Raw genomic sequence first — 24,326 nt, forward strand, 5'->3', positions numbered from 1 at the left:
TCGACATGCCCATGAATTGGGCCCATCAGGGGAGATTGGGGGAGGATGTGCGCAAGCTAGTCAGACGCCATCTCGGGAAGGTCGTGGCGGGGGGTGCCCTCGCCGTGGCGGCCAGCGCGGCGCTGGTGGCCGTCACACTGCCCGACCAGGCGGGGGCGGGGGAGTCCGACCGCAGCACGGCGGCGGGCTCCTCGCGCCAGGACGCCGTAGCACCCGACGGCCGGGTGCAGGCCGCGCCCGACGAGGGCTCCGAGGGGGTCGGCAGCGACCCGCTGACCGACGCGGAGACCGAGCGGGCCCAGAAGATAGCCCTGGACAGCAACGGCCTGCGCTCCAGCGCACGGGACGTGGAGGGCGACCGGGGGCCGCAGCGCCTGTCCACGAACCTCGCGGAGAACGAGCCGGGGGCGACCGGGGACGACGCCGAGCGCCGCGCCGAGATCGTCTACTACGACTACAAGAAGGACGCCGTCGTCGCGAAGACGGTGAACCTGAAGACCGGCAAGGTCGAGTCGACCAACACGGCCCAGAACGTCCAGCCGCCGCCCAGCGAGGAGGAGCTGACCGAGGCCGCGCAGCTGCTGATCGCCGACGACCACGGCAAGGGCCTGCGGGACGACTACAAGAAGGCCACGGGCAAGAAGCTCGACGGCCCCGGGGACCTGGACCTGAGCGGCTTCGTCTTCCGCAAGGAGACCCTCGCCGGCGTCCCCTCCGACCTCCAGGACTGCGGCAAGCACCGCTGCATCCAGGTCGTGGCCAAGGTCAAGAACGGGCCGTGGATCGACACCCGGGCCTTCATCGTCGACCTCAGCGACCGCCACGTGGGCCGGCTCCGCTGACCGCCCGCGCAGGGCATCCACACGTCTCCCTCCTCACTGAAGGAGCCTCTTCCGCATGCACGTCTCGCACGGCAACAGACTTCCGCGCGCCCGCAAGGCGGCCGGTACGGCCCTTGCGGTCTCCGCGCTCCTGGGGGCCGCGATAACCACCGCGGGCCCCGCCACCGCGTCGCCCAAGGCCGCACCGCAGGCGCCCGCCGCCGACTGCAGCGCCGCGTACCGCATCGAGCAGACCCTCGACGGCGGCACGACCTGGCGCATGTGCTGGCACTACAACACGTACTCCGGGCTCATCCTCGACAAGATCAGCTACCAGCCCAAGAGCGAGCCCAAGCCCATCCCGGTGCTCACCAGCGCCCGCCTCGCCCAGATCCACGTGCCCTACGACGACGGCGACGCCGAGTTCGACGACGTCACGGGCACGGACTTCGGCCGGAAGCTGCAGAAGCTCAAGACGAGCGAATGCCCCGGCGGCACCATCAAGACGGTGAAGGTCCCGGACGGGGGGAACGTCCCGGGCCTGTGCACCACCACCCGCGCGCGGGGGCACGCCTACCGTCTCAACAACGACGCGAGCACCGGCGGCAGCGGCAAGGTCTACGCGGCCCAGGGCAAGGACCTGCTCGTCTACACCGTCAACAAGGCCTCCTGGTACGAGTACATCACCGAGTGGCGGTTCTCGTCGGACGGCACCATCACGTCCAACGTGGGCGCCACCGGCAGCCTGTCGCCGTACGACTTCGACGGCGGCGACGACCGCGGCTGGCCCATCGGCAAGGGCGACCAGGCCAAGGCCGAGAGCCACTCGCACAACGTCTTCTGGCGGCTCAACTTCGGCCTGGACGGCTCGCCCAAGTCCAAGGTCGAGCAGTACGACTCCAAGGTCACCCCGCCGGCCGGGCGGGGCAGCCCCACCACGAAGACGACCCGCACGCCCGTCACCAAGGAGCTCGCGGGCGACCGCCAGGACATGCGCTGGTGGCGCGTGGTCAGCACGGCGGGCAAGAACAAGGACGGCCACCCGCGCAGCTACGAGTTCGTGCCCGGGGCCAGCCAGAAGCACGCGGGACGGCCGTTCACCCGGCACGACGTGTTCTTCACCGACTACAAGAAGTGCGAGCAGTACGCGAGCAACAACATCGGCTGCCCCAACGGCTACCCGTCCAGCGTCGACAAGTGGTCGAACGGCGAGACCCTGAAGCACCCCATCAGCTGGGTCAACATCGGCTTCCACCACATCGCCCGGGACGAGGACCAGCAGCCCATGCCGGTCCACTGGCAGGGCTTCTCGCTGGCCCCGCGCGACGTGACGGCCATGAACCCGCTCACCCCGCAGGACCTCTCCGGTGTGAACGGACGGCCGCGAACCTGAAGTTGCGCCACGACCCTGCCCATCCGGCTGCACCGTCCGCCGGTCCCGGAGTACCCTTCCTTGATCGTTGACTGGGGGAGAGCCCGGGGGAGCGGAAGGCGGTGCGCGGGTGAGCTCGGAGGGGCGCGAGCTGCCCCCTGGTGACGAGGGTCACGAGGGGAGCTCCGCGGACGTCCCGTCGTCGGCGGTGTCGCTGGCACGGCCGATGGAACCGGTGTCCCAGATCGGACCCGAACTGGACTGGGACGCCGACGCCTGGCGCGAGGTGCGTACGCGCGCTCAGCGGGCCGGGCGGGCCTACATCTGGCTGAACCTCGTGGAACAGCGGCTGCGCGCGGTCGTGGCCGCTGTTCTGCGTCCCGTCTACGAACCCGTCCACGCGGACGACTGGGTGGTCGCCGCGGCGGGCCCGGCCGGACAGGAGTGGGTGCAGCGGGCCGTCGCCGTGCGCGAGGTGAGCCGCCGCAAGGGCTACCTCCTGGACCCGGCGGACGACAACGTCCTGAGCTTCCTGACGCTGCCGCAGCTGCGCGAGCTGGTCGTCCAGCACTGGCCGTGCTTCGAGCCCTACCTCGACGACCGGCGCGAGGTCGAACTGGCCCTGGACGAGCTGGAGGTCACCCGCAACGTGGTCTCGCGCAACCGCGCCCTGTCCCCGACGGTCCTCGCCCAGGCCGAGCGCGCCTCCGCGCGGCTGCTCGAGATACTCGGCGCGGGCTCGGACGTGCCCTCGGCGCGGCGGCTTCCGGTCGACGCCGTGGAGCAGCTCGTCGGCGACCGGTACGCGGACGTCGTGGGCGTGCACGCGGACCGGGTGCGGCTGCTCCGGCAGTTCCCCGCGGAGGACCTCTTCGGCGGCGCCCGGCGCGTCGACGCGATCGGCATAGGCCTCAACCTGCTCGTGCAGAACTTCTCAGGGCGCCGCCTGGTGCGGCTCGCCGAGTCCGGCTGCCGGGTCCGGCTGCTCTTCCTGAACCCCGCGAGCAGCGCGGTCAAGCGCCGGGAGCGAGAACTGGGCCTGAAGCGCGGCGAGCTGGGCCGGTCCGTCGAGTCCAACATCCTCCACATGCGGCGCGTGCGGTCGCGCTTGAAGGACCCCGGCGCCTTCGAGATCCAGGTCTTCGACGAGACCCCGCGCTTCACGGCCTACCTGGTCGACGGCGACGGCTCGGACGGCATCGCCGTCGTCCAGTCCTATCTGCGGCGCACGCGCGGCATGGAGGCACCCGTCCTGGTGCTGCGCGGCGGCGGCCGGGTGGTCAAGGCGGACGACCTCGGCGAGTACGGTCTTTTCCCGACATACCGGGAGGAGTTCGAGACGGCCTGGGCGGACTCGCGCCCGGTGTCGTAGGGCGGCCTCCCGGCGAGGTAGCGGAATCCAGCCATCTGGTTGTCAGTGGCGCATGGGATCGTGGAGGCCATTGGGGGAAGGCACCACGACGAAGGGGGCGGCCATGGGCTGGCACCGGGAGCTGCTGATCGGCTTCGACCTGGAGACGACGGGCACGGATCCGCAGGAGGCGCGGATCGTCACGGGGGCGGTGGTCGAGGTCAGGGCCGGGCAGGAGCTGGGCCGCCGCGAGTGGCTCGCCGATCCCGGCGTGCCGATCCCGCCGGACGCGGTGGCCGTGCACGGCATCACCGACGAGCGGGCGGCCGCCGAGGGGCGGCCCGGCGCGGAGGTCGCCGACGCGATCGCCGAGGTCCTCGTCTCCGCCTGGCGCTCGGGCGTCCCGGTCGTGGCGTACAACGCGGCGTTCGACCTGACGCTGCTCGCCGCCGAGCTGCGCCGGCACGGGCTCGCCCCGCTGCGGGACCGGCTCGGGGCCGAGCCCGCGCCCGTGATCGACCCGTACACCATCGACCGCTCGGTGGACCGCTACCGCCGCGGCAAGCGCAATCTCGAAGCGGTCTGCCGGGAGTACGGCGTGGTCCTGGAGTCCGCCCACGACGCCTCCTCCGACGCCCTCGCCGCGGCGCGGCTCGCCCGCGCGATAGCCGACCGCCACGCCAAGGTCGCCGACCTCGGCCCGGCGGAGCTGCACCGGCGCCAGGTGGAGTGGTACGCGGAGTGGGCCGCGGACTTCCAGTCCTTCCTGCGGCGCAAGGGCGACCCCACGGCGGTGGTCGACGGCACGTGGCCCCTCCGGGAACCGGTGCGCGTGCCCTAGCGGGCAGTACCGTCGTCATCGGCGCTCCGCGCCTCGTCCTCAAACGCCGGACGGGCTGAAAGTCTCCGGTGCGGGCCGGGTCCTGTCTGCGGACCGCGGACCCGTGCCGAGTCGCAGACGGGATCCGATCCGCACCGGGAGCCATCCAGCCCGTCCGGCGCTTGAGGACGAGCGCGCCAGCGCGACAAAAAGCGGGGTCCCAGGGGCGGCAGCCCCTGGTTCGGGAAGGGGCGGGTCTGGGGCGCTGCGCGCGAGGGTCTAGAACGGGTGCCAGCGGACCTCGGTGTCGCCCTCGCGGAGGGAAGCCACGCGGCGGCGGAATTCGGCCAAGGCCCGCTCGTTGGCGGGCGCGTGCTGGGCGACCCAGGCGCAGCTCGCGGTCTCCCGCGCCCCGCGCAGCACCCCGCACCCCTCCCACTCCCGCACGTCCCACCCGTACTCCCGGGTGAACTCGTCGTAGGCGTCGTCCCCGAGCCCGTACCGGTCACGGGACAGCGCCATGACGACCAGGTCGTGCTCACGGAAGTCCGCGGCGAAGGTCTCCAGGTCCACCAGGACGGGCCCGTCCGGGCCCGCCAGGACGTTGCGCGGCAGCGCGTCCCCGTGGATCGGCCCCGGCGCGAGCCGGGGCACGAGCGCGGCGGCGGCCGCAGCGAAGCCGTCCCGGCGCTCGCGGAGGTAGTCCGCGTCGGCGGGGTCGATCGCGTCCCCGGCGAGCCGCAGCCACCGCTCCACACCCCCGAGCAGCTCACGGCGCGGCAGCTCGAACGGGGGCGCGGGCAGGGCGTGCACGAGCCGCAGGAGTCCGGCCAGGTCACCGGGGCGCGCGGGCCGCGCCGCCGCGGGAAGGCGGTGCCAGACCGTCACCGGGTGGCCCCCGACGAGCCGCGGCTCGTCCTCGGCGGCCCGCACGGCGGGCACCCCGGCGTCCCGCAGCCACGCGGCGACGGCGAGTTCGCGCCGCGCCCGGTCGAGCAGCTCCGGCGCGTCCCGGCCGACCTTGACCACCAGGTCGCCCACGGCGAACACCGCGTTCTCGCCGAGGGCGAGGAGCTCGGCGCCCGCGTCGGGCCGCGCCGCGAGCCCCGCGGCGCCCAGGATCTGCCGTGCCCGTGCCTCGTCCATCCGTCTGCCTCCCGCAGCCCTGTGCCTCACCGTGCTCCGGCGGGCCGCAACCGGACCCACCGCCGCGCAAGTGTCGCATTCGTACAGGCCAGCCGGATTTCCCGCGTGCGCGGTCGCTTGACGTATCCCGGCCGCGTCAGCACGATGACGGAGGCCGTCAGGTCGGCCAAACCGTCATCATCCGCTCAAAGGAGCCGATTCCGTGACATTGGCGACCGCGCGGGCGCGGTCCGGCAAGGCCGTGGACCACGGCGCCTGGTTCCTGGTCCTGCCCGCGCTGCTCCCGATCCTGGTGCTGAGCGTCGGCCCGCTGCTCTACGGCATCGCGCTCGCCTTCACCGACTCCCAGTCGGGCCGCACCGAGCCCACCGAGTGGATCGGGCTCCTCAACTTCCAGGACCTGCGGCACGACACCCTGTTCTGGGACTCGTTCCGCATCGGCCTCCTCTGGGCGGTCGGGGTGACGGTGCCGCAGTTCCTGCTCGCGCTCGGCCTCGCGCTCCTGCTCAGCCAGAACCTGCGCTTCCGCTGGCTGGCCCGCTCGCTCGCGATCGTCCCCTGGGCGATGCCCGAGGTCGTCGTCGGCATCATGTGGCGGCTCGTCTACCACCCGGACGCGGGCATCCTCAACGAGACGCTGCGCGACCTCGGGTTCGGCGAAGGCCGGGACTGGCTGACGGGCCTCGGCACCGCGCTGCCCGCCGTCATCGTCGTCGGCGTCTGGGCGGGCATGCCGCAGACCACGGTGGCCCTGCTCGCCGGGCTCCAGAACGTGCCCCGCGAGCTGCACGAGGCCGCCGCGATGGACGGCGCGGGCGCCTGGCGCCGCTTCACCACCGTCACCTGGCCCGCCCTCAGACCGATCGCGCTCGCCATCACCGCGCTCAATTTCATCTGGAACTTCAACTCCTTCGCCCTGGTCTACGTGCTCACCAACGGCGGCCCCGGCGGCCGCACCCGGCTCCCGATGCTGTTCGCGTACGAGGAGGCCTTCCGCTACGGCCAGTTCGGCTACGCGGCGGCGATGGGCTGTGTGATGGTCGCGGTGATCTCGGTGCTGCTCGCCGTGTACCTCGTGGCCCGGCTGAGAGGAGCCGACGAGCGATGACCTCGCGCACGAAGGGGGCCGCGCGGGCCGGACAGTACCTCGCGCTCCTCGCCTACCTCGTCTTCCTGGTGTTCCCGTTCCTCTGGCTGCTCTCCACGTCCTTCAAACCGGCCACGGAGCTGGGCAGTCTGCACCCCACCTGGATCCCCGAGGACCCGACCCTCGCCAACTACCGCCAGGCCTTCGACGAGCAGCCGCTCCTGCGCGCCGCGGGCAACTCGCTGGTCGCCGCCCTCAGCGCCGCCGTGATCGCCGTCGTCATCGCCACCCCGATGGCGTACGTGATGGCGCGCCACCGCACGCTGCTCGCCCGCGCGGCGACCGGCTGGGTCGTGGTCAGCCAGGCCTTTCCCTTCGTCCTGGTGATCATCCCGCTGTTCCTCGTCCTGAAGAACCTGCGCCTGATCAACTCGCTGCCCGGCCTGATCATGGTCTATGTGGTGTGGGCGCTGCCGTTCGCGCTGTGGATGCTCGTCGGGTACGTCCGCGCCGTGCCGGTGGAGCTGGAGGAAGCCGCGGCGGTCGACGGGGCGGGGCGCCTGCGCACGCTCGTCTCGGTCACCGCGCCGCTGCTCGCGCCGGGCATCGGGGCGACGGCGCTCTTCGCCTTCATCACGGCGTGGAACGAGTTCTTCTTCGCGCTCGTCCTGCTCAAGACCCCGGAGAAACAGACGTTGCCGGTCGTCCTCACGCACTTCATCGGCGCGGAGGGCGTGGCCGACCTCGGCCCGCTCGCCGCCGCCGCGTTCCTCGCGACGCTGCCCTCGCTCGTCGTCTTCGCGCTCATCCAGAAGCGGATCACGGGCGGCATGCTGGCCGGGGCGGTGAAGAGCTGATGCGGCGCGCACGCGCCCTGGGCGCCGCGGCCGCCGCGCTCGTCCTGCTGCTGGCGGGCTGCTCCGGCGACGGCGGGGACTCCGGAGGCCGGATCACCCTGCGCTTCCAGTCCCTCGCCTGGCAGCAGGAGTCCGTCGAGGCGAACAAGCAGCTGGTGGCGGAGTGGAACGCGCGCCACCCCGACGTCCAGGTCGAGTACGTCCAGGGCAGTTGGACGAGCGTCCACGACCAGCTCCTCACCTCCTTCGAGGGCGGCGAGGCCCCGGACGTCATCCACGACGCGTCCGACGACCTCGCGGACTTCGCGTACGGCGGCTACCTCGCGGACCTCGGGAAGCTGCTGCCGCGCCGGCTGCGGGACGACATCCCGCGGGCGAGCTGGGACACCACGACCTTCGGCGGGAAGGTCTACGGCGTGCCGTTCCTCCAGGAGCCGCGCGTGCTCATCGCCAACGCCGCCCGGCTGAAGGAGTCCGGCGTCCGGATCCCGACCCTCGACGAGCCGTGGAGCTGGCAGGAGTTCCGCTCGGTCACGCGGCGGCTCGGCAGCGGGAAGGGCAGGTTCGGGGTGGCCTGGCCGCTGAAGGAGCCGGTGTCGGCCACGCTCAACCTGTCGCTCTCCGCGGGCGGCGAGCTGTTCCACCGGCGCCCGGACGGCAAGGCCGAGATCCGCTTCGAGGACGCCGACGCGGTGGTGCCGCGCACCGTCCACGACCAGGTCAACGTGGACGGGAGCGCGTCCGGGGCGACCCTCGGCATGGGCGGCTCGGACACGCTGCCCGGCTTCTTCGGCGGCAAGTACGCGATGGTCCCGCTCGGCTTCTCGTACCGCCAGCAGATCGTCCAGCAGGCGCCGAAGGGCTTCGACTGGCAGGTCCTGCCCGCGCCCGCGGGGGCGGACGGGCTCGCGCAGGGCGTGAGTCCGCAGACCCTGTCGGTCGCCGAGGACAGCCCGCACAAGAAGGAGGCGGCGGCGTTCATCGACTTCTTCCTGCGCCCCGCCAACATGGTGCGGCTCGCGCGCGGCGACTGGATGCTGCCCACCGGAAAGGAGGCCCTCAAGGACCCGGCGCTGCACACGGACAAGCACGACTGGGCCACGGGCACGGCGCTCGCCCGCCACCTCCGCCCCGCCCCCGCGCAGTCGGTGCGCGGCTACCCCGAGTGGTCGGACAAGGTCGCCACCCCCGCGCTCCAGGAGTACTACAGCGGCGCGATCGGTCTGGACGAGCTGAGGAAGCGCCTGGTCGAGGACGGGAACCTGGTCCTGCGCCGCTATCAGCGCTGAGCCCCGTCACACGCCGACCGACTCCTCCAACTCCTCCTCCTCGGAGGTCGCGGAGGCCTTGGCTGCCTCGGCGGCCGTCGGCTCCACCGGGGCGGCGGCCACCGCGCCCCGCCGCCGCTCGACGAGCCCCGCCACCGCCGTGAGCAGCGCGCCCACCACGAGCCAGGCCACCAGCGTGCCCACGTGTCCGCCGAGCCCGTGCCCGCCGAAGTACTGCTGGGCCCGGACGCCCTCGACGAAGCCCGCGCCGTTCCAGAAGGCGTGCAGGGAGCCGAAGAAGCCGTTCTGCAGCTCGGGCCGGAAGAGCCCGCCGGAGCTGGTGAAGTTGAGCATCACGAAGAGGACCATCATCGCGAGCGTCGTCCAGCGCCTGAGGAACGTGTGCAGGCCGACGCCGATGAGCAGGATGCCCGCCGAGTACAGCCAGGACATGGCCCACACGCCCCACAGGCCGTGGTGCGCGAGGTGGAAGACCGGCCCGGCGAGCGCGGTGCCGATCAGGCTCACGGCGAACGCGACGCCGACGGCGAGCCCCGCGCGCACCCGCATCCGCAAGGCTCCGCCGGCGGCGCCGAGCGCGGCCACGGAGGCGTACGAGCCGATGCTCACCGCGACGAGCAGGAAGAACAGGCCCTGGCCCGTCGGGTCGTCGGAGACCGGGGGCGCCACGTTGGTGACCTTCAGGGGGCTGCCCTGGGCGGCGGCGACCGGAGTGAAGACCTTCTCGGCGGCCAGCGCGCTCATGTCGGACCCGGCGGAGGCGACGAGCAGCTCAGGAGCCCTGGCGTCCGGGACGTAGGCGCCGGATATGTCGAGCGACTTCAGCGCGTCGACGGCCTGGGCGCGGGAGGCAAGCGTCCGTACGTCGAGGGCGTCGCCCGCCTCGTCCGCTACGGAGGCGGCGAAGGCGTGGGCGCGGGCGTCCGTGCCGACGACGGCGACGGGCATCTCGTGCGGCTCGGGCGTGACGAACGCGCTCATATAGGCCAGGCCCATGCCCAGGCACATCAGCAGCGGGGTCAAGAGATGGACCAGGACGTGGCGCAGGGGGCCACGGGCGGACACCGGCATACCGACCTCTCCAGATAGTTGGCATATACAACTCTTACGTCATGTTGTACTGTACAACCATTGCTGCCGGGAGGGAAACGCGGGACGTGCCGAGGGGTGCGACCCGGGCCGGGCGGCGTGGACGCGAGGAGGCGGAGGCCGTGGCCGACCGGGGTGACGCGATCGAGATCATCCAGCGGGAGATGACGGTGTTCGCGCGGCGTGCGCGCGCCACCGCCGCCCGGATGCATCCCGAGCTCTCGCTCGTCTCCTTCACGCTCCTCAGTCATCTTGAGGACCAGGGGGGCTGTCGCGCCACGGATCTCGCCGCGCACTACACCCTGGACAAGTCGACGATCAGCAGACAGGTGGCGGCCCTGGAGAAGGCGGGCCTGGTGGAGCGCCGCCAGGATCCGGCCGACCACCGCGTACAGGTCCTGCATCTGACCGAGCGGGGGGTGGGGGTGCTCGCGCAGGTCACGGACAGTCGCCGGATCGCCTTCCATGAGCGGCTCGCGGGCTGGAGCGGTCCGGACCTGGAGCGCTTCGCGGAGTATCTGCTGCGGTACAACGCGGGCGCGGAGGGCGGTCCCGGCGAAGGGGGCGCCGGGTAGCCCCGGGCGGGACGGTCCGCCGTCGGTGCCCGCGCGGAAGGGCGGGGCCGGAAACTCTTGCACGAGACGTCTCGTCTCGCTTATGGTCGGCGCATGACCACACGCAAGCGTGCCCACATCGCCATGTTCTCCATCGCCGCCCATGGGCACGTGAACCCGAGTCTCGAAGTGATCCGGGAGCTCGTCGCCCGCGGCCACCGCGTCACGTACGCGATCCCGCACGCCTTCGAGGAGAAGGTCGCCGAGACCGGCGCCGAGCCCGTGCTCTACCGCACCACGCTGCCCGGCCCCGACGACGACCCGTCGGCCTGGGGCGACACCCTGCTCGACAACGTGGAGCCGTTCCTGGCCGACGCCGTCCACGCCCTGCCGCAGCTCGCGGCGGCGTACGAGGGCGACGAGCCGGACCTGGTCCTGCACGACATCACCTCGTACCCGGCCCGGGTCCTCGCCCGCCGCTGGGGCGTGCCCGAGGTCTCGCTCTCGCCGAACCTGGTGGCCTGGGAGGGGTACGAGGAGGAGGTCGCCGAGCCCATGTGGGCGGAGCCCAGGCGGACCGAGCGCGGCCGTGCGTACTACGAGCGGTTCGAGAACTGGCTGACGGAGAACGGGGTCACCGAGCACCCCGACCCCTTCGTCGGCCGCCCGCCCCGCTCGCTCGTCCTGATCCCCAAGGCGCTCCAGCCGCACGCCGACCGGGTCGACGAGGGCGTGCACACCTTCGTCGGCGCCTGTCAGGGCGACCGGGCGGCGCAGGGCGACTGGGAGCGCCCGGCGTACGCGGAGAAGGTGCTCCTCGTCTCGCTCGGCTCGTCCTTCACCAAGCAGCCGGACTTCTACCGCGAGTGCGTCAAGGCCTTCGGCGACCTGCCGGGGTGGCACGTGGTGCTCCAGGTGGGCCGGCACGTCGAGGCGGGCGAACTCGGTGACCTACCGGGGAACATCGAGGTGCGCTCCTGGGTGCCGCAGCTCGCGGTCCTGCGGAAGGCCGACGCGTTCATCACGCACGCGGGTGCGGGCGGCAGCCAGGAGGGCCTCGCGACCGGCACGCCGATGGTCGCCGTGCCGCAGGCCGTCGACCAGTTCGGCAACGCCGACATGCTCCAGGCCCTCGGCGTCGCCCGCCACGTGCCGAGGGAGGAGGCCGACGCGCGGACGCTGCGCGAGGCGGTGCTCGCGCTCGTCGACGACCCGGAGGTGGCGCGCAGGCTGAGCGAGGTGCGCGCCGGGATGGCGGGGGAGGGCGGCACGAAGAGGGCGGCCGACCTCATCGAGGAGGAGATCGTGCGCGGTCGGCGTGACGGCGGCGTGAAGAGGCGAGGTACGGGCGCGTGACCGTTTGGTGGTGCTTCAGGGCCGGTTGGCCGGGATTGGGACTTGGTGCGGGATGGTCCGACACGGCGTGACATAACGCTCTGTCAGGCCATTGGGTAACGGTCGGGTCATTCGGTAACGCTCGGATAACGTGCGTGCGTCCTGAGAAGTCCATGGACCCGACCCACTGGTTCGACCCATACCCCCGGCCAAAGGTTGCATGGGCCACTTCTTGTTCCTTGGGGCAACGGCTTCCTAGCGTGAGGTGAACTTCATTCGAACGCCAGGAAGTTGACCCATGTCACAACAGTCCCTGCGACGAGACACGGCCGCGCGACGGGAGCCACGGGAGATACCGCCCCTCGCCGAGGTGCGCCGCATCACCGAGAAGAAGCGCGACGCCTGGTGGACCGTGCTGCTCGTCGACCCCGTCGCCACGCCGCTCGTCCGCCAGACCGCGCTGCGCACCCGGATCACGCCGAACCAGATCACCTGGGGCGCGTTCCTGCTCGGGCTCGGCTCCGCGGTGTGTTTCGCCTTCGGCGACTGGCGGTGGCTGTGTCTCGGCGCCGTGATCTACCACCTGAGCTTCATCATGGACTGCATGGACGGCAAGGTCGCGCGGCTGACCGGCCAGGGCTCGGTCTTCGGCGCGTGGCTCGACTTCGTCTTCGACCGGATCCGCGTGATGGTGTGCGGGGTCGCCCTGATGGGCGGCCAGTACGAGCGCACCGGGGACGTCACCTATGTGTGGCTCGCGCTCGCGGTGGTCGGGCTCGACACGCTGCGGTACATCAACTCCCTTGAGATCTTCAAGGTCCGCTACACCATGCGCAAGCAGATCAAGGCGCGGGTGCGGGCCGCGCGGCGGGCCGAGAACCAGGCCGAGCTCGCGTTCATGGAGGACCTGCTGCGGGAGAACCCCGAGGCGGACATCGAGCGGGACCAGGCCGCCGCCTCCGCGGCGCCCGGGGAGCCGGACGCGCCGGTGGGCCGGGCGGCCGCGGCGGTGGAGCCGGACGCGTCCGCGGGCCCCGGCGCGCCCGCGGGCGTTCCGCGCTCCCGGCAGGTCATCGACCTCCACCAGGAGTTCCGGGGCCGGTTCCCCGCCTATCTGCGGGCGCGGTCCTTCCTGCTGCGGCACCGCATCCGTACGCACCTCGTGAGCGGCGTCGAGTTCCAGATGGGCGTCTTCATCCTCGGCCCGCTCTTCGACGCCGTGATCCCGGCGACCATCGTCTCCGGCGCGCTGCTGCTCGTCTTCGAACTCGCCATCATCTACAAGCTGCTCCTCTCGACGCGGGACTTCACGCGCACGATCGACTCCTTCGAGCAGCCGGTCACCACCACCGCGGCGGCCTAGCGTCTCCGCCTCCCCTCCTCCACTCGGAACGGGGGGTGGAGGAGGGGAGACGGAGGGGGATAGGGGCAGCGGTGCCCGAAGTGTCATGGGCGGGGCGTTTTGTTATTACAGAACCTTGTTGAACAAGTCACAGCTGTATGAAGCTATTGATCTGCGCGCGTCATTCAGACAGGGTTTCGTCCCAACGCCCGGAGATCTTCAGTTCTTTCGGAGCGCCCCGGGCGCCGCAGTGAATGTTTGACAACCCCACATCCCCCCACAACACCCCACGAGGAGACGCCTCTTCATGGCAGCTCACAAGCGCGCTCGCACGATGAAGCTCACCGCAGGGATAGCCACCGCCGCCACCGCGGTGGGCGTGACCGTCTTCGCCGGTACGTTCGCCGGCGCCTCGACCCCCACCGAGGGCAAGGTCTACGGCACCGACGCCAAGGGCGCCGTGGCCGGCAGCTACATCGTGCTGCTCGACGAGAAGGCCAGCAACGACGCCAAGGCCGACCTCGCCGAGGAGTACGGCGGCGACCTCAGCCGCACCTACTCCTCGGCCGTCAACGGTTTCTCCGCCAAGGGCCTGACCGAGACCGAGGCCAAGCGCCTCGCGGCCGACCCGGCCGTCGGCAAGGTCGTCCAGAACAAGAAGTTCTCCATCAAGGGCACCCAGGACAACCCGCCGTCGTGGGGCCTGGACCGGGTCGACCAGGCCGACACGGCGGGCGACAAGAAGTACACGTACCCGGACAAGGCCGGTGAGGGCGCGACCGCCTACGTCATCGACACCGGCGTCCGCGTCAGCCACAAGGACTTCGGCGGCCGCGCCGTCTCCGGCTTCGACGCGGTCGACAACGACGACAACGCGGACGACGGCAACGGCCACGGCACCCACGTCGCGGGCACCATCGCGGGCGAGGCGCACGGCATCGCCAAGAAGGCGAAGATCGTCGCGGTGCGCGTCCTGGACGACCAGGGCTCCGGCACCACCGAGCAGGTCGTCGCGGGCATCGACTGGGTCACCAAGAACCACAAGGGCCCCTCGGTCGCCAACATGAGCCTCGGCGGCGGCGCCGACGAGGCCCTGGACGAGGCCGTCCGCAAGTCCATCGCCTCCGGCGTCACCTTCGCGGTGGCCGCGGGCAACGAGTCGAGCGACGCGGGCCAGGGCTCCCCGTCCCGCGTCAAGGAGGCCATCACGGTCGCCTCCTCCACGAAGGACGACCAGCAGTCGGACTTCTCCAACTTCGGCTCCGTCGTGGACATCTACGCCCCGGGCTCGGACATCACGTCCGCCTGGAACACCGGTGACGACGCCACCAAGACGATCTCCGGTACGTCCATGGCGACCCCGCACGTGGTCGGCGCCGCCGCCCTGTACGTGGCCGCGCACCCGGACGCCGAGCCCGCGGACGTCGCCAAGGCGCTGACCGACGGCGCGACCCCGGACAAGATCTCCAACCCGAGCGAGGGCACGCCCAACAAGCTCCTGAAGATCGTCGAGTAGTTCCCCGAGGCCGCCGCGCCGCCCGCGGGGGCGGCGCGGCGGCCCTCTTCGGACCGGCGGCCGTCGTGCCCACCCCCACGGGGCGCGACGGCCGCCTTATCGTGTGCGCATGGCGACGAAGATCTACGCGGCGCTCCTTCGCGGCGTGAACGTGGGCGGCAGCAGGAAAGTGCCGATGGCCCGGCTGCGCGCGCTCCTCGAAGGGCTCGGGCTCACCGGCGTGACGACGTACCTGCAGAGCGGGAACGTCGTGTTCGGAGCGGACCGCGGCGACGAGGACTCCCTCGCGGCCGAGCTCGCGACGGCCCTGGAGCAGGAGTTCGGCTTCGGCGTGGACCTCCTCGTGCGCGACCACGCGTATCTGCGGGCGGTGGCCGAGGCCTGCCCCTTCCCGGCCGCCGCACTCGAAGGCAGGCAGCTGCACGTCACGTACTTCTCGGGCCCCGTGGACGCCGCCCGCTTCGCCGCGCTCGACCAAGCGGGCTTCCTGCCGGAGGAGTTCCGGCTCGGCGACCGCGTCCTGTATCTGTACGCGCCCGACGGGCTCGGCCGCTCCAGGCTCGGGGAGGCCCTGGGGCGCCCCGCCCTCACCAAGGGCCTCATCGCCACCAGCCGCAACTGGAACACCGTCAGCAAGCTCGTGGAGCTGACCGAGACCCCCGGAGCCGGCCGATGACCGACCGCTCGCCCGCCGTGGAGGCGGCCATCGAGAACGAGCTGCGGCTCCTCGACCCCGAGGTGCGGGCCTCGCCCGAGCTGTTCGGCGAGCTGCTCCACCCCGAGTTCACCGAGTTCGGCGCCTCGGGCGCGCGCTGGGACCGGGCGTCGATCGTACGGGTCCTCACCGCGAGCCCCGAGCCCGGCGGCCGCCCCGTCACGACGTCGCGCATGCGGGGCGTGGAGCTGGCCGCCGACCTGGTGCACCTGACGTTCGACACCGACAGCAACGGCCGCCTGGTGCACCGCAGTTCGCTGTGGCGGCGCACGGGGCACGGCTGGCGCCTCTGGTTCCATCAGGGCACGCCGTTCACGCCCCCCGACGACGGAACCGGGGTGTGACGCCTCACGCCGCCACCCGCGGCAGCGTGACGGTGCGGACGCCGCAGTAGGTCGTGTGCGAGACGACCTCGGCGGGCACCGCGAGCCGCGGATCGGCGAGGAGCCGCCGGGCGCCTTCGGGCCGGGCGGCGTCCGGCGCGTGCCCGGCCGCGGAGGTGACGGCGGCGACGGAGTCGAGCAGGGCGAGGTCCTCCTCGGTGACCTCCGCCTCGTCCTTCTCCATCAGGCCCCAGCCGTCCCACGGCAGCGGCTCCACGCCGCCGAGCGCGGCGAGGTCGGCCACCACGTCGGCGCGGACGAGCCCGAGGCCCTTGATCTCGGGCACGGTGAACACGCCGAAGGTCTCCGGGTCCGCGCGCCCCTCGCGGCACGCCCGCCAGGCGTCCCCGGCGACCAGGAACGCGTCGCGCGGCACGTCCAGCGGGTCGAACGGGGTGTCGTGCAGGTCGCCGTACACCTGCGCGTCGGCGAGGACCCAGCCGCGCCCCTCGCTCCAGTACTCCGTCACCCAGTGGTTGTCGTGGAACCCCGCCTGGAAGTACGTCCCGTAGCCGCCCCTGAGCCGTGCCGGGGTGCCGGTCTCGCGCAGGAGCGAGCACAGCAGCAGGGCGAAGTCCCGGCAGGTGGCCACGAACCGCTCCGCGGGCGCGCGCTCCTCGGTGAGCGGCGTGTCCCCGCGCTCGGCGAGGATGCGCAGGATCTCCGTGACGTACCGGGACTCGGCGTCCTCGCGCAGCCGCTCCACGGGCACCGCGTAGGCGAAGGTCTCCCGCTCCTCGCGGTGCAGCAGGACCCCGCGCACGAGGGCGGCGAGCGCCTCGGGCGCGCGGGGCAGCGGGTCCGGGCCGAGCAGGGCGTCCAGGAGGGGGCCGGGCGTGCTGTACGGGCTGTGGGTCAGGTAGTCGCTGTCCATGGCCGCAAGCCTGGGGTCTGCCCCAGGGGCAAGGTCCAGCGGTGCTACCCGGCGGCGGGCAGGGCACCCCCGACCCCTGCCGGGAAGTGCCCCGCACGGGCGGGCGGGTAGGTGAAATCCGCCGCGAAGCGGCGGCACGAATCGAACCGTTCGAGCAGCACCCGGGCCACCAGCGGCGAATCCCCCAGCACGCCGCCGAGCACATCGGCGTCGGCGGCCCCCCGAGCGATCCGGTCGGGCAGGAACCCGGGAGCCAGTACGTAGGGAGCGACGGCCACCCGCCGCACCCCGGGCACACCCCGCAACGAGTGGACTGCCCCCTCGGTAGGGGGCAGTCCCGCGGAGGCGAACGCAGGCCGCACGGCGCACCAACCGGTACGCCGCCACTCCCGCGCGATGTCAGCGATCACTGCGATCGCCTCCGGGTCTGTGGAGCCGGCCGAGGCGAGGACCACCCCGGTCGTGGCCTTGTCGGCGGGGTCGAGCCCCGCCTCGTACAGCCGCTGTTCGAGCGCGGTGAGCAGCAGCGGCGAGGGGCCGAGCACCCCTGCCTGCCGCACCCGCATCCCGGCCGGGGCCTCGCGGAGCACGGCGGGGACGTCGGCCTTCGCGTGGAAGGCGCGGGTCAGCAGGAGGGGCAGCGCGACCACGTCCCGTACGCCGTCGGCGGCCAGGGACCGCAGCGCGTCCCCCGCGGCCGGGGCGTCGAAGTCCAGGAAGCCGACCTCCACCCGCAGTCCGGGGCGCAGCGTCCGCACGCGGCGCACCAGGGCGCGCACCGTCGCGGCGTGCCGCGGGTCGCGGCTGCCGTGGGCGATGACCAGCAGGGCGGGGGAGGCGGGCGGGCGCGTCGTCATCACTTCACCAACAGGCCGCGGCTGCGCAGCACCCAGCGCTCGAGGGGGCTGAAGATCAGCAGGTCGATGGCGATGCCGACGATCAGGATCAGCAGGATGGCGAGGAAGACCTGCGACATGCTGCTGTTGGTGCGGCCCGCCTCCAGGAGCTGGCCGAGTCCCATCCCGAGGTCCGGCGACTGCGCGATGATCTCGGCGGCCATCAGCGACCGCCAGGAGAACGCCCAGCCCTGCTTCAGTCCCGCCAGATACCCGGGCAGGGCGGCGGGCATGACGATGTGCCAGGTGCCGCGGAGCCCGGTGGCGCCGAGCGTGCGGCCCGCCCGCAGGAACAGCGGCGGCACCTGGTCCACGCCCGCGACCAGGCCGTTGGCGATCGACGGCACCGCGCCGAGCAGGATCACCGCGTACATCATCTTGTCGTTGAGGCCGAGCCAGATCACCGCCGGGGGCACCCACGCCACCGACGGCAGGGACTGCAGGCCCGAGAGGACCGGGCCGATGGCCGCCCGCACGAAGCGGACGCGGGCCACGAGCAGACCGAGCGGCGTGCCGATGGCCAGGGCCATCAGGAAGCCGAGCATGCCGCGCGAGACGGACGTCCAGATGTAGTCGAGCAGCGTGCCCTGCCGCCAGGCGATCTCGATCTCGTGCCAGACCGCGTCGGGGGCGGGCAGCTTGTAGCTGTCGGTCACCTTCGCCCAGACGAGGATCTGCCAGACGAGGAGGACGAGCAGGACCGCCGTCAGCGGCGGCAGGACCTTCTGGAGAAGCGTCTCGCGCAGCGGGGTGCGCCGTGTCTGCACGGTGTCCAGGGCGTCCAGGCCGGCCTCCAGACCGGCCAGGTCGTGGGTGTCCCGCTCGGCGCCCTCGCGTGGAGCGGGGGTCGTCGTCTCAGTGCTGCCCATGGCGGCGGATCTCCCCACGCAGTTCTTCGGTGATCTCGACGGAGAGCTCCGCCACGGCCGCGTCCTCGATGCGGCGCGGCTGCTCGATGCCGACGGTCCACTCGCGCGCCACCCGGCCGGGCCGCGAGGACAGCAGGACCACGCGCTGGGCGAGCCGTACCGCCTCGCGGACGTTGTGCGTGACGAACAGGACCGACACGCCGGTCTCGCGCCAGATCCGGGTCAGCTCGTCGTGCAGCACGTCCCGCGTGATCGCGTCGAGCGCCGCGAACGGCTCGTCCATGAGCAGCAGCTTGCTGTCCTGGGCGAGGGCGCGGGCGAGCGCGACCCGCTGGCGCATGCCGCCGGACAGCTCGTGCACGCGCTTGCCGTACGCGCCGTCGAGCCGGACGAGCGCAAGCAACTCCTCGGCCCTGGGACGGCGTTCGGCCTTGGCGAGGCCGCGCAGCTTCAGGGCCAGCTCGATGTTCTTGCCCGCGGTCAGCCACGGGAAGAGCGCGTGCTCCTGGAACATCAGGGCCGGGCGGCCGTCGGTGGCGATGCTGCCCGCGCTCGGCCGGTCGAGCCCGGCCACGAGGTTGAGCAGGGTCGACTTGCCGCAGCCCGAGGCCCCCAGGAGGGTGACGAACTCACCCTGGCCGACGTCCAGGGTGATGTCGTCCAGGACGAGCTGCTGCCCCGCCGGTGTGGCGAAGGACTTCGAGACGTGCTCGATGCGCGCGGCGACCCCGCCCGCGTCCGTGGTGTGCGCGGCCGCTGCGGCGCCCCGCGGTGCCTTGGTGAGCGTCGTGCCCATGGTCGTCACCTCCTGAGAACCTGAACTGTTGGCGTGGGCTGGTTACTTGACGCCGAGACCGGCGTCGTCGACCGCGGGCTCGCCTGCCGCCTTCAGGACCTGGTTGAGCGGCCCCAGGTCGTAGATGCCCTTGAGGTCGGGCTGCTCCAGGAGGCCCGCCTTCACGGCGTGCTCGGCCTCGGTGTCGAGCGTCGCCGCCAGCGGGTCGTTGGTGAACTGGATCGACTTCCAGGCCGGGTCGATGACCTCGGCGGGCAGCGCCTTGCCGGAGTGCTGCTTCAGCTTGGCGTTGGCGGCGGCCTTGGCCTTCTCCGGGTTGTCCTGGATGAACTGGTTCGCCTTCACCGCGCCCCGCAGCACGGCCTCGACGACCTTGGGGTGGTCCTTCAGGAACTGCTGCCGCACGATGATGTTCGTGATCACGAACTTCTTGCCGGGCCACAGGTCCGCCTCGTCGAGCAGCACCTTCGCGCCCTCGGCGACCAGCTTGGACGCGGTGGGCTCCGGCACCCAGGCGCCGTCGATCGAGCCGGACTTGTAGGCGTCCGGGGTGATCTTGTTGTCGGTGCGGACCACGGAGACGTCGCCCTTGCCGCTCTGGGCGTCGACCTTCCAGCCCTTCTCCTTGATCCAGTTGAGGAAGGCCACGTCCTGGGTGTTGCCGAGCTGCGGTGTGGCGATCTTCTTGCCCTTGACGTCGTCGAGGGACTTGATCTTCTTGGGGTTCACCACGAGCTTCACGCCGCCGGAGGCCGAGCCGCCGATGATGCGCAGGTTCTCGCCGTCGGACTTGGTGTAGCCGTTGATGGCGGGCGACGGGCCGATCCAGCCGATGTCGATGGACTTCGAGTTCAGCGCCTCGATCTCCGAGGGGCCCGCGTTGAACTGCGCGTACGACGCCTTGGTGGCGCCCAGCTCCTTCTGGAACAGGCCCTCGTGGTCGCCGACGAGCGCCGTGCCGTGGGTGAGGTTCGGAAAGTAGCCGATCTTCACCTCGTCCAGACCGTCGATCTTCTTCGCATCGGCGGCGATCTTCGCCTTGCCGTTGTCGTCCTTGTCCGAGTCCGAGCCGTATCCGCAGGCGGAGAGGGTGAGCGCGAGCAGGGGGAGCGCGGCGACGGCGGTCAGACGGCCGGTGCGGCGCGCGCGGGCGGAGCGGGGAGCGCGGGGAGAAGGGGAGCCAGGGGTGCGGATGGCTGGCACGGGAGGGGTTCCTCTCGTTCGCCCGGCGGGAGCACGGTCAGGGTGCGGCCGGGTGGATGTCGGCGGATCTTCGTCTGCGTACGAAGGGACGGCGGGGGGTGAGGGCGCGCGAGCGGTGCGCGTACGTCACCGCACACATCGCGTCACGCCGCCGGAGCCCGCGCCGAGGGCGCCGCTGCCGACGCGGCCGCCCTCCTTGGCGAAGGTCGAGTAGACATCGGGGGAGGACATGGTCAGAAGTCCCACCCGTCCTCGTCGTCCGCCGCCGACGCGGGCGCCTCGGCCCTGGCGAAGGCCTCGCCCGCCATCCCGGCGGCGAGGGTCGTGCCGTCCGCCGGGTCGATCAGGAGGAAGGACCCGGTGCGGCGCGAGTCCGCGTACGCGTCGAGCGCGAGCGGCTCCGCGGTGCGCACCAGGACCCGGCCGATGTCGTTGGCGGCGAGGATCCCCGGGTTCGGGTGCTGCGACAGGTCGTCCAGGGTGAGCCGGGACGGGATCTGCTTGACGATGGCCTTGACCGTGCGGGTGGTGTGCTTGAGCAGCACCCGCTGGCCCACGCGCAAGGGCGTGTCGGCGACGTGGCAGACGGTGGCGGCGATGTCCTGGGTGCTCGTCGGCGTATCACTGCTCGGGACGAGCATGTCACCCCGCGAGATGTCGAGGTCGTCCTCCAGGAGCACGGTCACCGACTGCGGCGTCCACGCCACGTCCACGGGCCTGCCGAGCAGGTCGATGCCCGCGACCTTGGTGGTGCGCCCCGACGGCAGCACCGTCACCTCGTCGCCGACGCGGAACGTGCCCGCGGCGATCTGCCCCGCGTAGCCGCGGTAGTCGGGGTGCTCGGGGGTCTGCGGCCGGATCACGTACTGCACGGGCAGGCGCGCGTGGCAGCTGGTCAGGTCGTGGCTGACCGGCACGGTCTCCAGGTGCTCCAGGACGGTCGGGCCGCCGTACCAGTCCATGTTCGACGACGGCTCCACCACGTTGTCCCCGGCGAGCGCGGAGATCGGGATGGCGGTGACCTCCGGGACGCCCAGCTCGGTGGCGTACGCGGTGAACTCCTCGGCGATCTTCGCGAAGACCGGCTCCGCGTAGGCGACCAGGTCCATCTTGTTCACCGCGAGCACCACGTGCGGCACGCGCAGGAGCGCGGCCACCGCGGCGTGCCTGCGGGTCTGCTCGATCACGCCGTTGCGGGCGTCGACCAGGACCACGGCGAGGTCGGCGGTGGAGGCGCCGGTGACCATGTTGCGGGTGTACTGCACATGGCCGGGGGTGTCGGCGAGGATGAAGCGGCGGCGCGGGGTCGCGAAGTAGCGGTAGGCGACGTCGATGGTGATGCCCTGCTCGCGCTCGGCGCGCAGGCCGTCGGTGAGCAGCGCGAGGTCGGGTCCCTCGGCGCCGCGTGCGCGCGAGGCGTGCTCGACGGCCTCCAGCTGGTCGGTGAGGACCGACTTGGAGTCGTGCAGGAGGCGGCCCACGAGGGTGGACTTGCCGTCGTCGACGGAGCCCGCGGTGGCGAAGCGCAGCAGGGTGGTGGCCGAGAGCCCGGCCAGCTGTGCGGCGGCGGTGGTGCTGGTCATGGTTAGAAGTACCCCTCGCGCTTGCGGTCTTCCATCGCGGCCTCGGAGAGCTTGTCGTCGGCCCGGGTCGCGCCGCGCTCGGTGAGCCGGGAGGCGGCGATCTCGGCGATGACGGCCTCAAGCGTGGTCGCGTCGGAGTCGACGGCTCCGGTGCAGGACATGTCGCCGACGGTGCGGTAGCGCACCAGGCGCGTCTCGACGTCCTCGCCGTCCTTGGGGCCGCCCCAGTCCCCGGCGGTCAGCCACATGCCGCTGCGCCGGAAGACGGGGCGCTCGTGGGCGAAGTAGATGTCGGGCAGCGCGATCCGCTCCCGGGCGATGTACTGCCACACGTCCAGCTCGGTCCAGTTGGACAGCGGGAACACGCGCACGTGCTCGCCCGGGGCGTGCCGGCCGTTGTACAGCTGCCACAGCTCGGGCCGCTGGCGGCGCGGGTCCCACTGCGAGAACTCGTCCCGCAGCGAGAACACCCGCTCCTTGGCGCGCGCCTTCTCCTCGTCGCGGCGCCCGCCGCCGAAGACCGCGTCGAAGCGCTCGGCGGCGATCTTCTCCGTCAGCGGCAGCGTCTGGAGCGGGTTGCGGGTGCCGTCGGGGCGCTCCTTGAGCGCGCCGCGGTCGATGTAGTCCTGCACGGAGGCCACGTGCAGCCGGAGCCGGTGCTCCGCGACCACGCGGTCGCGGTACTCGATGACCTCGGGGAAGTTGTGCCCGGTGTCGACGTGCAGGAGCGAGAAGGGGACCGCGGCCGGGGCGAAGGCCTTCAGCGCCAGGTGCAGCATGACGATGGAGTCCTTGCCGCCGGAGAACAGGATCACCGGCCGCTCGAACTCGCCCGCCACCTCGCGGAAGATGTGGACGGCCTCGGACTCCAGGGCGTCCAGGTGGCTGAGCGCGTACGGGCTGCTCCCCGCGCGGTTCCCCGCGGCGTCCCCGGCCTCCCCGGCGGCCTCCACGCTTGCGGCGGTCGTCATGCCAGACCCCTCTCGGTGAGCAGCGCGTGCACGGCTGCGGCGGACTCCTGCACGGTCTGGTCCTGCGACTCGATCCGCAGGTCCGGCGACTCGGGCTCCTCGTACGGGTCGTCGACGCCGGTGAGCCCGGACAGCTCGCCCGCGGCCTGCTTGGCGTACAGGCCCTTCACATCGCGCACCGAGCACACCTCCACGGGCGTGGCGACGTGCACCTCCAAGTACGGCGTGCCGCCCGCCTGGTGGCGCTTGCGCACCGCCTCGCGGCTGTCCGCGAACGGGGCGATCACGGGGACGAGCGCGAGCACGCCGTTGCGGGCGAGCAGCTCGGCGACGAAGCCGACGCGCTGCACGTTGGTGTCCCGGTCCGCGCGGCCGAAGCCGAGGCCCGCCGAGAGGAACTCGCGGATCTCGTCGCCGTCGAGCACCTCGACCGCGCGGCCCCGCTCGCGCAGGGTGCGCGCGAGCTCGTACGCGATGGTGGTCTTGCCCGCGCTCGGCAGGCCGGTGAGCCAGACGGTGGCTCCGGTCACGTCGGTCTCCTGGACGGGTCGGGGGGCGCTCATCCGTGCAGCCCGCATTCGGTCTTGGCGCGTCCGGCCCAGCGGCCGGCGCGCGCGTCCTCGCCGTCGAGGAGGCGTCGGGTGCACGGGGCGCAGCCCACGGAACCGTAGCCGTCCATGAGCAGCGGATTGGTGAGCACGCCGTGCTCGGCGACGTAGGCGTCCACGTCGTCCTGCGTCCAGCGGGCGATGGGGGAGACCTTCACCTTGCGGCGCCGGTCGTCCCAGCCGACGACGGGCGTGTGCGCGCGCGTCGGCGACTCGTCGCGGCGCAGCCCCGTGGCCCACGCGAGGTACGGCGTCAGACCGTCCTCCAGTGGCTTGACCTTGCGCAGGGCGCAGCACAGGTCGGGGTCGCGGTCGTGCAGGCGCGGGCCGTGCTCGGCGTCCTGCTCGGCCACGGACTGCACCGGCGTCAGGGTGAGGACGTTGACGTCCATCACGGCCTCGACGGCGTCACGGGTGCCGATGGTCTCCGGGAAGTGGTAGCCGGTGTCGAGGAACACCACGTCCACGCCGGGGCGCGCGCGGGACGCGAGGTGGGCGACCACCGCGTCCTCCATCGAGGAGGTGACGCAGAAGCGCGCGCCGAAGGTGCCGGCCGCCCAGGTGAGGATCTCCAGGGCGGAGGCGTCCTCCAGGTCGCGCCCGGCCCGCTCGGCGAGCGTCTTCAACTCGTCGGCCGGGGTGTCGGCCGACACCTGCTGAATGGTCGTCATATCGCTGCCTCTCCACCGTCGTTGCGCTGAAGTCCACGGGTGAGCAACCCGAGGAACTTCAACTGGAAGGCACGGTTGCACGCCGCGCATTCCCACGCGCCGTGGCCCTGCTCGCCCGGACGCAGGTCCTCGTCGCCGCAGTAGGGGCAGTAGAAGGGGGCGGCCCGCTCGCTCATGA

25 protein-coding genes are annotated in these 24,326 nt (G+C 72.2%); 13 read left to right on the forward strand and 12 right to left on the reverse strand.

Annotation, left to right across the window (positions count from 1 at the left end):
• Positions 1-83: 83 nt before the first annotated feature.
• The 4 genes from CP982_RS31995 (at position 84) to CP982_RS32010 (ending at position 4,385) form a co-directional block, all read left to right on the forward strand.
• Positions 84-842, forward strand: coding sequence for a Tat pathway signal sequence domain protein (locus CP982_RS31995; RefSeq protein WP_150513626.1), 759 nt, complete (start codon positions 84-86; stop codon positions 840-842).
• Between the two features lie 55 nt (positions 843-897).
• Complete coding sequence (locus CP982_RS32000) at positions 898-2,214, forward strand: copper amine oxidase (RefSeq protein WP_150513627.1); 1,317 nt, start codon at positions 898-900, stop codon at positions 2,212-2,214.
• Positions 2,215-2,323: 109 nt separating this feature from the next.
• A complete protein-coding gene (locus CP982_RS32005; protein WP_150513628.1) occupies positions 2,324-3,565 on the forward strand; it encodes an SAV2148 family HEPN domain-containing protein in 1,242 nt (413 codons plus the stop codon).
• A gap of 103 nt (positions 3,566-3,668) precedes the next feature.
• Entirely contained in the window at positions 3,669-4,385 is a 717-nt protein-coding gene (locus tag CP982_RS32010) for a 3'-5' exonuclease (protein WP_150513629.1), read from the forward strand.
• A 258-nt stretch (positions 4,386-4,643) separates the two neighbouring features.
• Here CP982_RS32010 and CP982_RS32015 read toward each other — a convergent pair whose 3' ends face one another.
• Positions 4,644-5,510: a phosphotransferase gene (locus tag CP982_RS32015; protein ID WP_150513630.1), complete on the reverse strand. Its 867-nt coding sequence runs from the start codon at positions 5,508-5,510 to the stop codon at positions 4,644-4,646.
• A 202-nt stretch (positions 5,511-5,712) separates the two neighbouring features.
• Between CP982_RS32015 and CP982_RS32020 the strand changes: the two genes are divergently transcribed.
• Genes CP982_RS32020 through CP982_RS32030 form a run of 3 tightly spaced genes read left to right on the forward strand, consistent with a single transcriptional unit; the run spans position 5,713 to position 8,743 of the window.
• Entirely contained in the window at positions 5,713-6,618 is a 906-nt protein-coding gene (locus tag CP982_RS32020) for a carbohydrate ABC transporter permease (protein ID WP_229878634.1), read from the forward strand.
• Positions 6,615-7,454, forward strand: coding sequence for a carbohydrate ABC transporter permease (locus CP982_RS32025; RefSeq protein ID WP_150513631.1), 840 nt, complete (start codon positions 6,615-6,617; stop codon positions 7,452-7,454). The genes CP982_RS32020 and CP982_RS32025 overlap by 4 nt, the downstream gene beginning before the upstream one ends.
• A complete protein-coding gene (locus CP982_RS32030) occupies positions 7,454-8,743 on the forward strand; it encodes an ABC transporter substrate-binding protein (RefSeq protein ID WP_150513632.1) in 1,290 nt (429 codons plus the stop codon). The genes CP982_RS32025 and CP982_RS32030 overlap by 1 nt, the downstream gene beginning before the upstream one ends.
• Positions 8,744-8,749: 6 nt before the next feature.
• Here CP982_RS32030 and CP982_RS32035 read toward each other — a convergent pair whose 3' ends face one another.
• Positions 8,750-9,814 carry a hypothetical protein gene (locus CP982_RS32035; RefSeq protein WP_150513633.1) on the reverse strand — a complete coding sequence of 355 codons (1,065 nt, stop codon included), beginning with the start codon at positions 9,812-9,814 and terminating at the stop codon, positions 8,750-8,752.
• A 182-nt stretch (positions 9,815-9,996) separates the two neighbouring features.
• Here CP982_RS32035 and CP982_RS32040 point away from each other — a divergent pair, with 182 nt between their 5' ends.
• From CP982_RS32040 to CP982_RS32065, 6 genes are all read left to right on the forward strand, one after another.
• Positions 9,997-10,407: a MarR family winged helix-turn-helix transcriptional regulator gene (locus CP982_RS32040; protein ID WP_229878766.1), complete on the forward strand. Its 411-nt coding sequence runs from the start codon at positions 9,997-9,999 to the stop codon at positions 10,405-10,407.
• Positions 10,408-10,500: 93 nt separating this feature from the next.
• Complete coding sequence (gene mgt, locus CP982_RS32045) at positions 10,501-11,742, forward strand: macrolide-inactivating glycosyltransferase (RefSeq protein ID WP_150513635.1); 1,242 nt, start codon at positions 10,501-10,503, stop codon at positions 11,740-11,742.
• 277 nt (positions 11,743-12,019) lie between these two features.
• Positions 12,020-13,084, forward strand: coding sequence for a CDP-alcohol phosphatidyltransferase family protein (locus CP982_RS32050; protein ID WP_150513636.1), 1,065 nt, complete (start codon positions 12,020-12,022; stop codon positions 13,082-13,084).
• A 286-nt stretch (positions 13,085-13,370) separates the two neighbouring features.
• Positions 13,371-14,579, forward strand: coding sequence for a S8 family peptidase (locus CP982_RS32055; RefSeq protein WP_150513637.1), 1,209 nt, complete (start codon positions 13,371-13,373; stop codon positions 14,577-14,579).
• Positions 14,580-14,688: 109 nt separating this feature from the next.
• Positions 14,689-15,255, forward strand: coding sequence for a DUF1697 domain-containing protein (locus tag CP982_RS32060; RefSeq protein ID WP_150513638.1), 567 nt, complete (start codon positions 14,689-14,691; stop codon positions 15,253-15,255).
• Positions 15,252-15,638, forward strand: a complete 387-nt coding sequence (locus tag CP982_RS32065) for a nuclear transport factor 2 family protein (protein WP_150513639.1) — start codon at positions 15,252-15,254, stop codon at positions 15,636-15,638. The genes CP982_RS32060 and CP982_RS32065 overlap by 4 nt, the downstream gene beginning before the upstream one ends.
• Before the next feature lie 4 nt (positions 15,639-15,642).
• Here CP982_RS32065 and CP982_RS32070 read toward each other — a convergent pair whose 3' ends face one another.
• From CP982_RS32070 to CP982_RS32115, 10 genes are all read right to left on the reverse strand, one after another.
• Entirely contained in the window at positions 15,643-16,551 is a 909-nt protein-coding gene (locus tag CP982_RS32070; RefSeq protein WP_150513640.1) for a transglutaminase-like domain-containing protein, read from the reverse strand.
• Between the two features lie 44 nt (positions 16,552-16,595).
• Positions 16,596-17,408, reverse strand: a complete 813-nt coding sequence (locus CP982_RS32075; protein ID WP_150513641.1) for a sirohydrochlorin chelatase — start codon at positions 17,406-17,408, stop codon at positions 16,596-16,598.
• Entirely contained in the window at positions 17,408-18,316 is a 909-nt protein-coding gene (locus CP982_RS32080) for an ABC transporter permease (protein ID WP_150513642.1), read from the reverse strand. The genes CP982_RS32075 and CP982_RS32080 overlap by 1 nt, the downstream gene beginning before the upstream one ends.
• On the reverse strand, positions 18,303-19,112 hold the full coding sequence (locus tag CP982_RS32085; protein WP_221515278.1) for an ABC transporter ATP-binding protein: 810 nt from the start codon (positions 19,110-19,112) through the stop codon (positions 18,303-18,305). The genes CP982_RS32080 and CP982_RS32085 overlap by 14 nt, the downstream gene beginning before the upstream one ends.
• Positions 19,113-19,154: 42 nt before the next feature.
• Positions 19,155-20,240 (reverse strand): aliphatic sulfonate ABC transporter substrate-binding protein, encoded by a 1,086-nt coding sequence (locus CP982_RS32090; RefSeq protein ID WP_221515340.1) that lies wholly within the window; start codon positions 20,238-20,240, stop codon positions 19,155-19,157.
• 308 nt (positions 20,241-20,548) lie between these two features.
• Positions 20,549-21,898, reverse strand: coding sequence for a sulfate adenylyltransferase subunit 1 (locus CP982_RS32095; RefSeq protein WP_150513643.1), 1,350 nt, complete (start codon positions 21,896-21,898; stop codon positions 20,549-20,551).
• Positions 21,899-21,900: 2 nt separating this feature from the next.
• Positions 21,901-22,869 (reverse strand): sulfate adenylyltransferase subunit CysD, encoded by a 969-nt coding sequence (gene cysD, locus CP982_RS32100; protein WP_221515279.1) that lies wholly within the window; start codon positions 22,867-22,869, stop codon positions 21,901-21,903.
• Positions 22,866-23,432: an adenylyl-sulfate kinase gene (gene cysC, locus CP982_RS32105; protein WP_150513644.1), complete on the reverse strand. Its 567-nt coding sequence runs from the start codon at positions 23,430-23,432 to the stop codon at positions 22,866-22,868. Before cysC ends, cysD begins: the two co-directional genes overlap by 4 nt.
• A complete protein-coding gene (locus CP982_RS32110) occupies positions 23,429-24,148 on the reverse strand; it encodes a phosphoadenylyl-sulfate reductase (protein WP_150513645.1) in 720 nt (239 codons plus the stop codon). Before CP982_RS32110 ends, cysC begins: the two co-directional genes overlap by 4 nt.
• Positions 24,145-24,324: a hypothetical protein gene (locus CP982_RS32115; RefSeq protein ID WP_150513646.1), complete on the reverse strand. Its 180-nt coding sequence runs from the start codon at positions 24,322-24,324 to the stop codon at positions 24,145-24,147. Before CP982_RS32115 ends, CP982_RS32110 begins: the two co-directional genes overlap by 4 nt.
• Positions 24,325-24,326 lie beyond the last annotated feature (2 nt).

The organism is Streptomyces spectabilis, from assembly GCF_008704795.1.
Classification (GTDB): Bacteria; Actinomycetota; Actinomycetes; order Streptomycetales; family Streptomycetaceae; genus Streptomyces; species Streptomyces spectabilis.

Bases quoted from the DNA above. Each gene is read 5' to 3' on its own strand.
- CP982_RS32040 (WP_229878766.1), top strand. From the start codon at position 9,997: ATGACGGTGTTCGCGCGGCGTGCGCGCGCCACCGCCGCCCGGATGCAT.
- CP982_RS32015 (WP_150513630.1), bottom strand. From the start codon at position 5,510: ATGGACGAGGCACGGGCACGGCAGATCCTGGGCGCCGCGGGGCTCGCG.
- CP982_RS32060 (WP_150513638.1), top strand. From the start codon at position 14,689: ATGGCGACGAAGATCTACGCGGCGCTCCTTCGCGGCGTGAACGTGGGC.
- CP982_RS32075 (WP_150513641.1), bottom strand. From the start codon at position 17,408: ATGACGACGCGCCCGCCCGCCTCCCCCGCCCTGCTGGTCATCGCCCAC.
- CP982_RS32095 (WP_150513643.1), bottom strand. From the start codon at position 21,898: ATGACCAGCACCACCGCCGCCGCACAGCTGGCCGGGCTCTCGGCCACC.
- CP982_RS32035 (WP_150513633.1), bottom strand. From the start codon at position 9,814: ATGCCGGTGTCCGCCCGTGGCCCCCTGCGCCACGTCCTGGTCCATCTC.
- CP982_RS32050 (WP_150513636.1), top strand. From the start codon at position 12,020: ATGTCACAACAGTCCCTGCGACGAGACACGGCCGCGCGACGGGAGCCA.
- CP982_RS32055 (WP_150513637.1), top strand. From the start codon at position 13,371: ATGGCAGCTCACAAGCGCGCTCGCACGATGAAGCTCACCGCAGGGATA.
- CP982_RS32115 (WP_150513646.1), bottom strand. From the start codon at position 24,324: ATGAGCGAGCGGGCCGCCCCCTTCTACTGCCCCTACTGCGGCGACGAG.
- CP982_RS32070 (WP_150513640.1), bottom strand. From the start codon at position 16,551: ATGGACAGCGACTACCTGACCCACAGCCCGTACAGCACGCCCGGCCCC.
- CP982_RS32080 (WP_150513642.1), bottom strand. From the start codon at position 18,316: ATGGGCAGCACTGAGACGACGACCCCCGCTCCACGCGAGGGCGCCGAG.
- CP982_RS32000 (WP_150513627.1), top strand. From the start codon at position 898: ATGCACGTCTCGCACGGCAACAGACTTCCGCGCGCCCGCAAGGCGGCC.
- CP982_RS32085 (WP_221515278.1), bottom strand. From the start codon at position 19,112: ATGGGCACGACGCTCACCAAGGCACCGCGGGGCGCCGCAGCGGCCGCG.
- cysD (WP_221515279.1), bottom strand. From the start codon at position 22,869: ATGACGACCGCCGCAAGCGTGGAGGCCGCCGGGGAGGCCGGGGACGCC.
- CP982_RS32030 (WP_150513632.1), top strand. From the start codon at position 7,454: ATGCGGCGCGCACGCGCCCTGGGCGCCGCGGCCGCCGCGCTCGTCCTG.
- mgt (WP_150513635.1), top strand. From the start codon at position 10,501: ATGACCACACGCAAGCGTGCCCACATCGCCATGTTCTCCATCGCCGCC.
- cysC (WP_150513644.1), bottom strand. From the start codon at position 23,432: ATGAGCGCCCCCCGACCCGTCCAGGAGACCGACGTGACCGGAGCCACC.
- CP982_RS32010 (WP_150513629.1), top strand. From the start codon at position 3,669: ATGGGCTGGCACCGGGAGCTGCTGATCGGCTTCGACCTGGAGACGACG.
- CP982_RS32110 (WP_150513645.1), bottom strand. From the start codon at position 24,148: ATGACGACCATTCAGCAGGTGTCGGCCGACACCCCGGCCGACGAGTTG.
- CP982_RS32025 (WP_150513631.1), top strand. From the start codon at position 6,615: ATGACCTCGCGCACGAAGGGGGCCGCGCGGGCCGGACAGTACCTCGCG.
- CP982_RS32065 (WP_150513639.1), top strand. From the start codon at position 15,252: ATGACCGACCGCTCGCCCGCCGTGGAGGCGGCCATCGAGAACGAGCTG.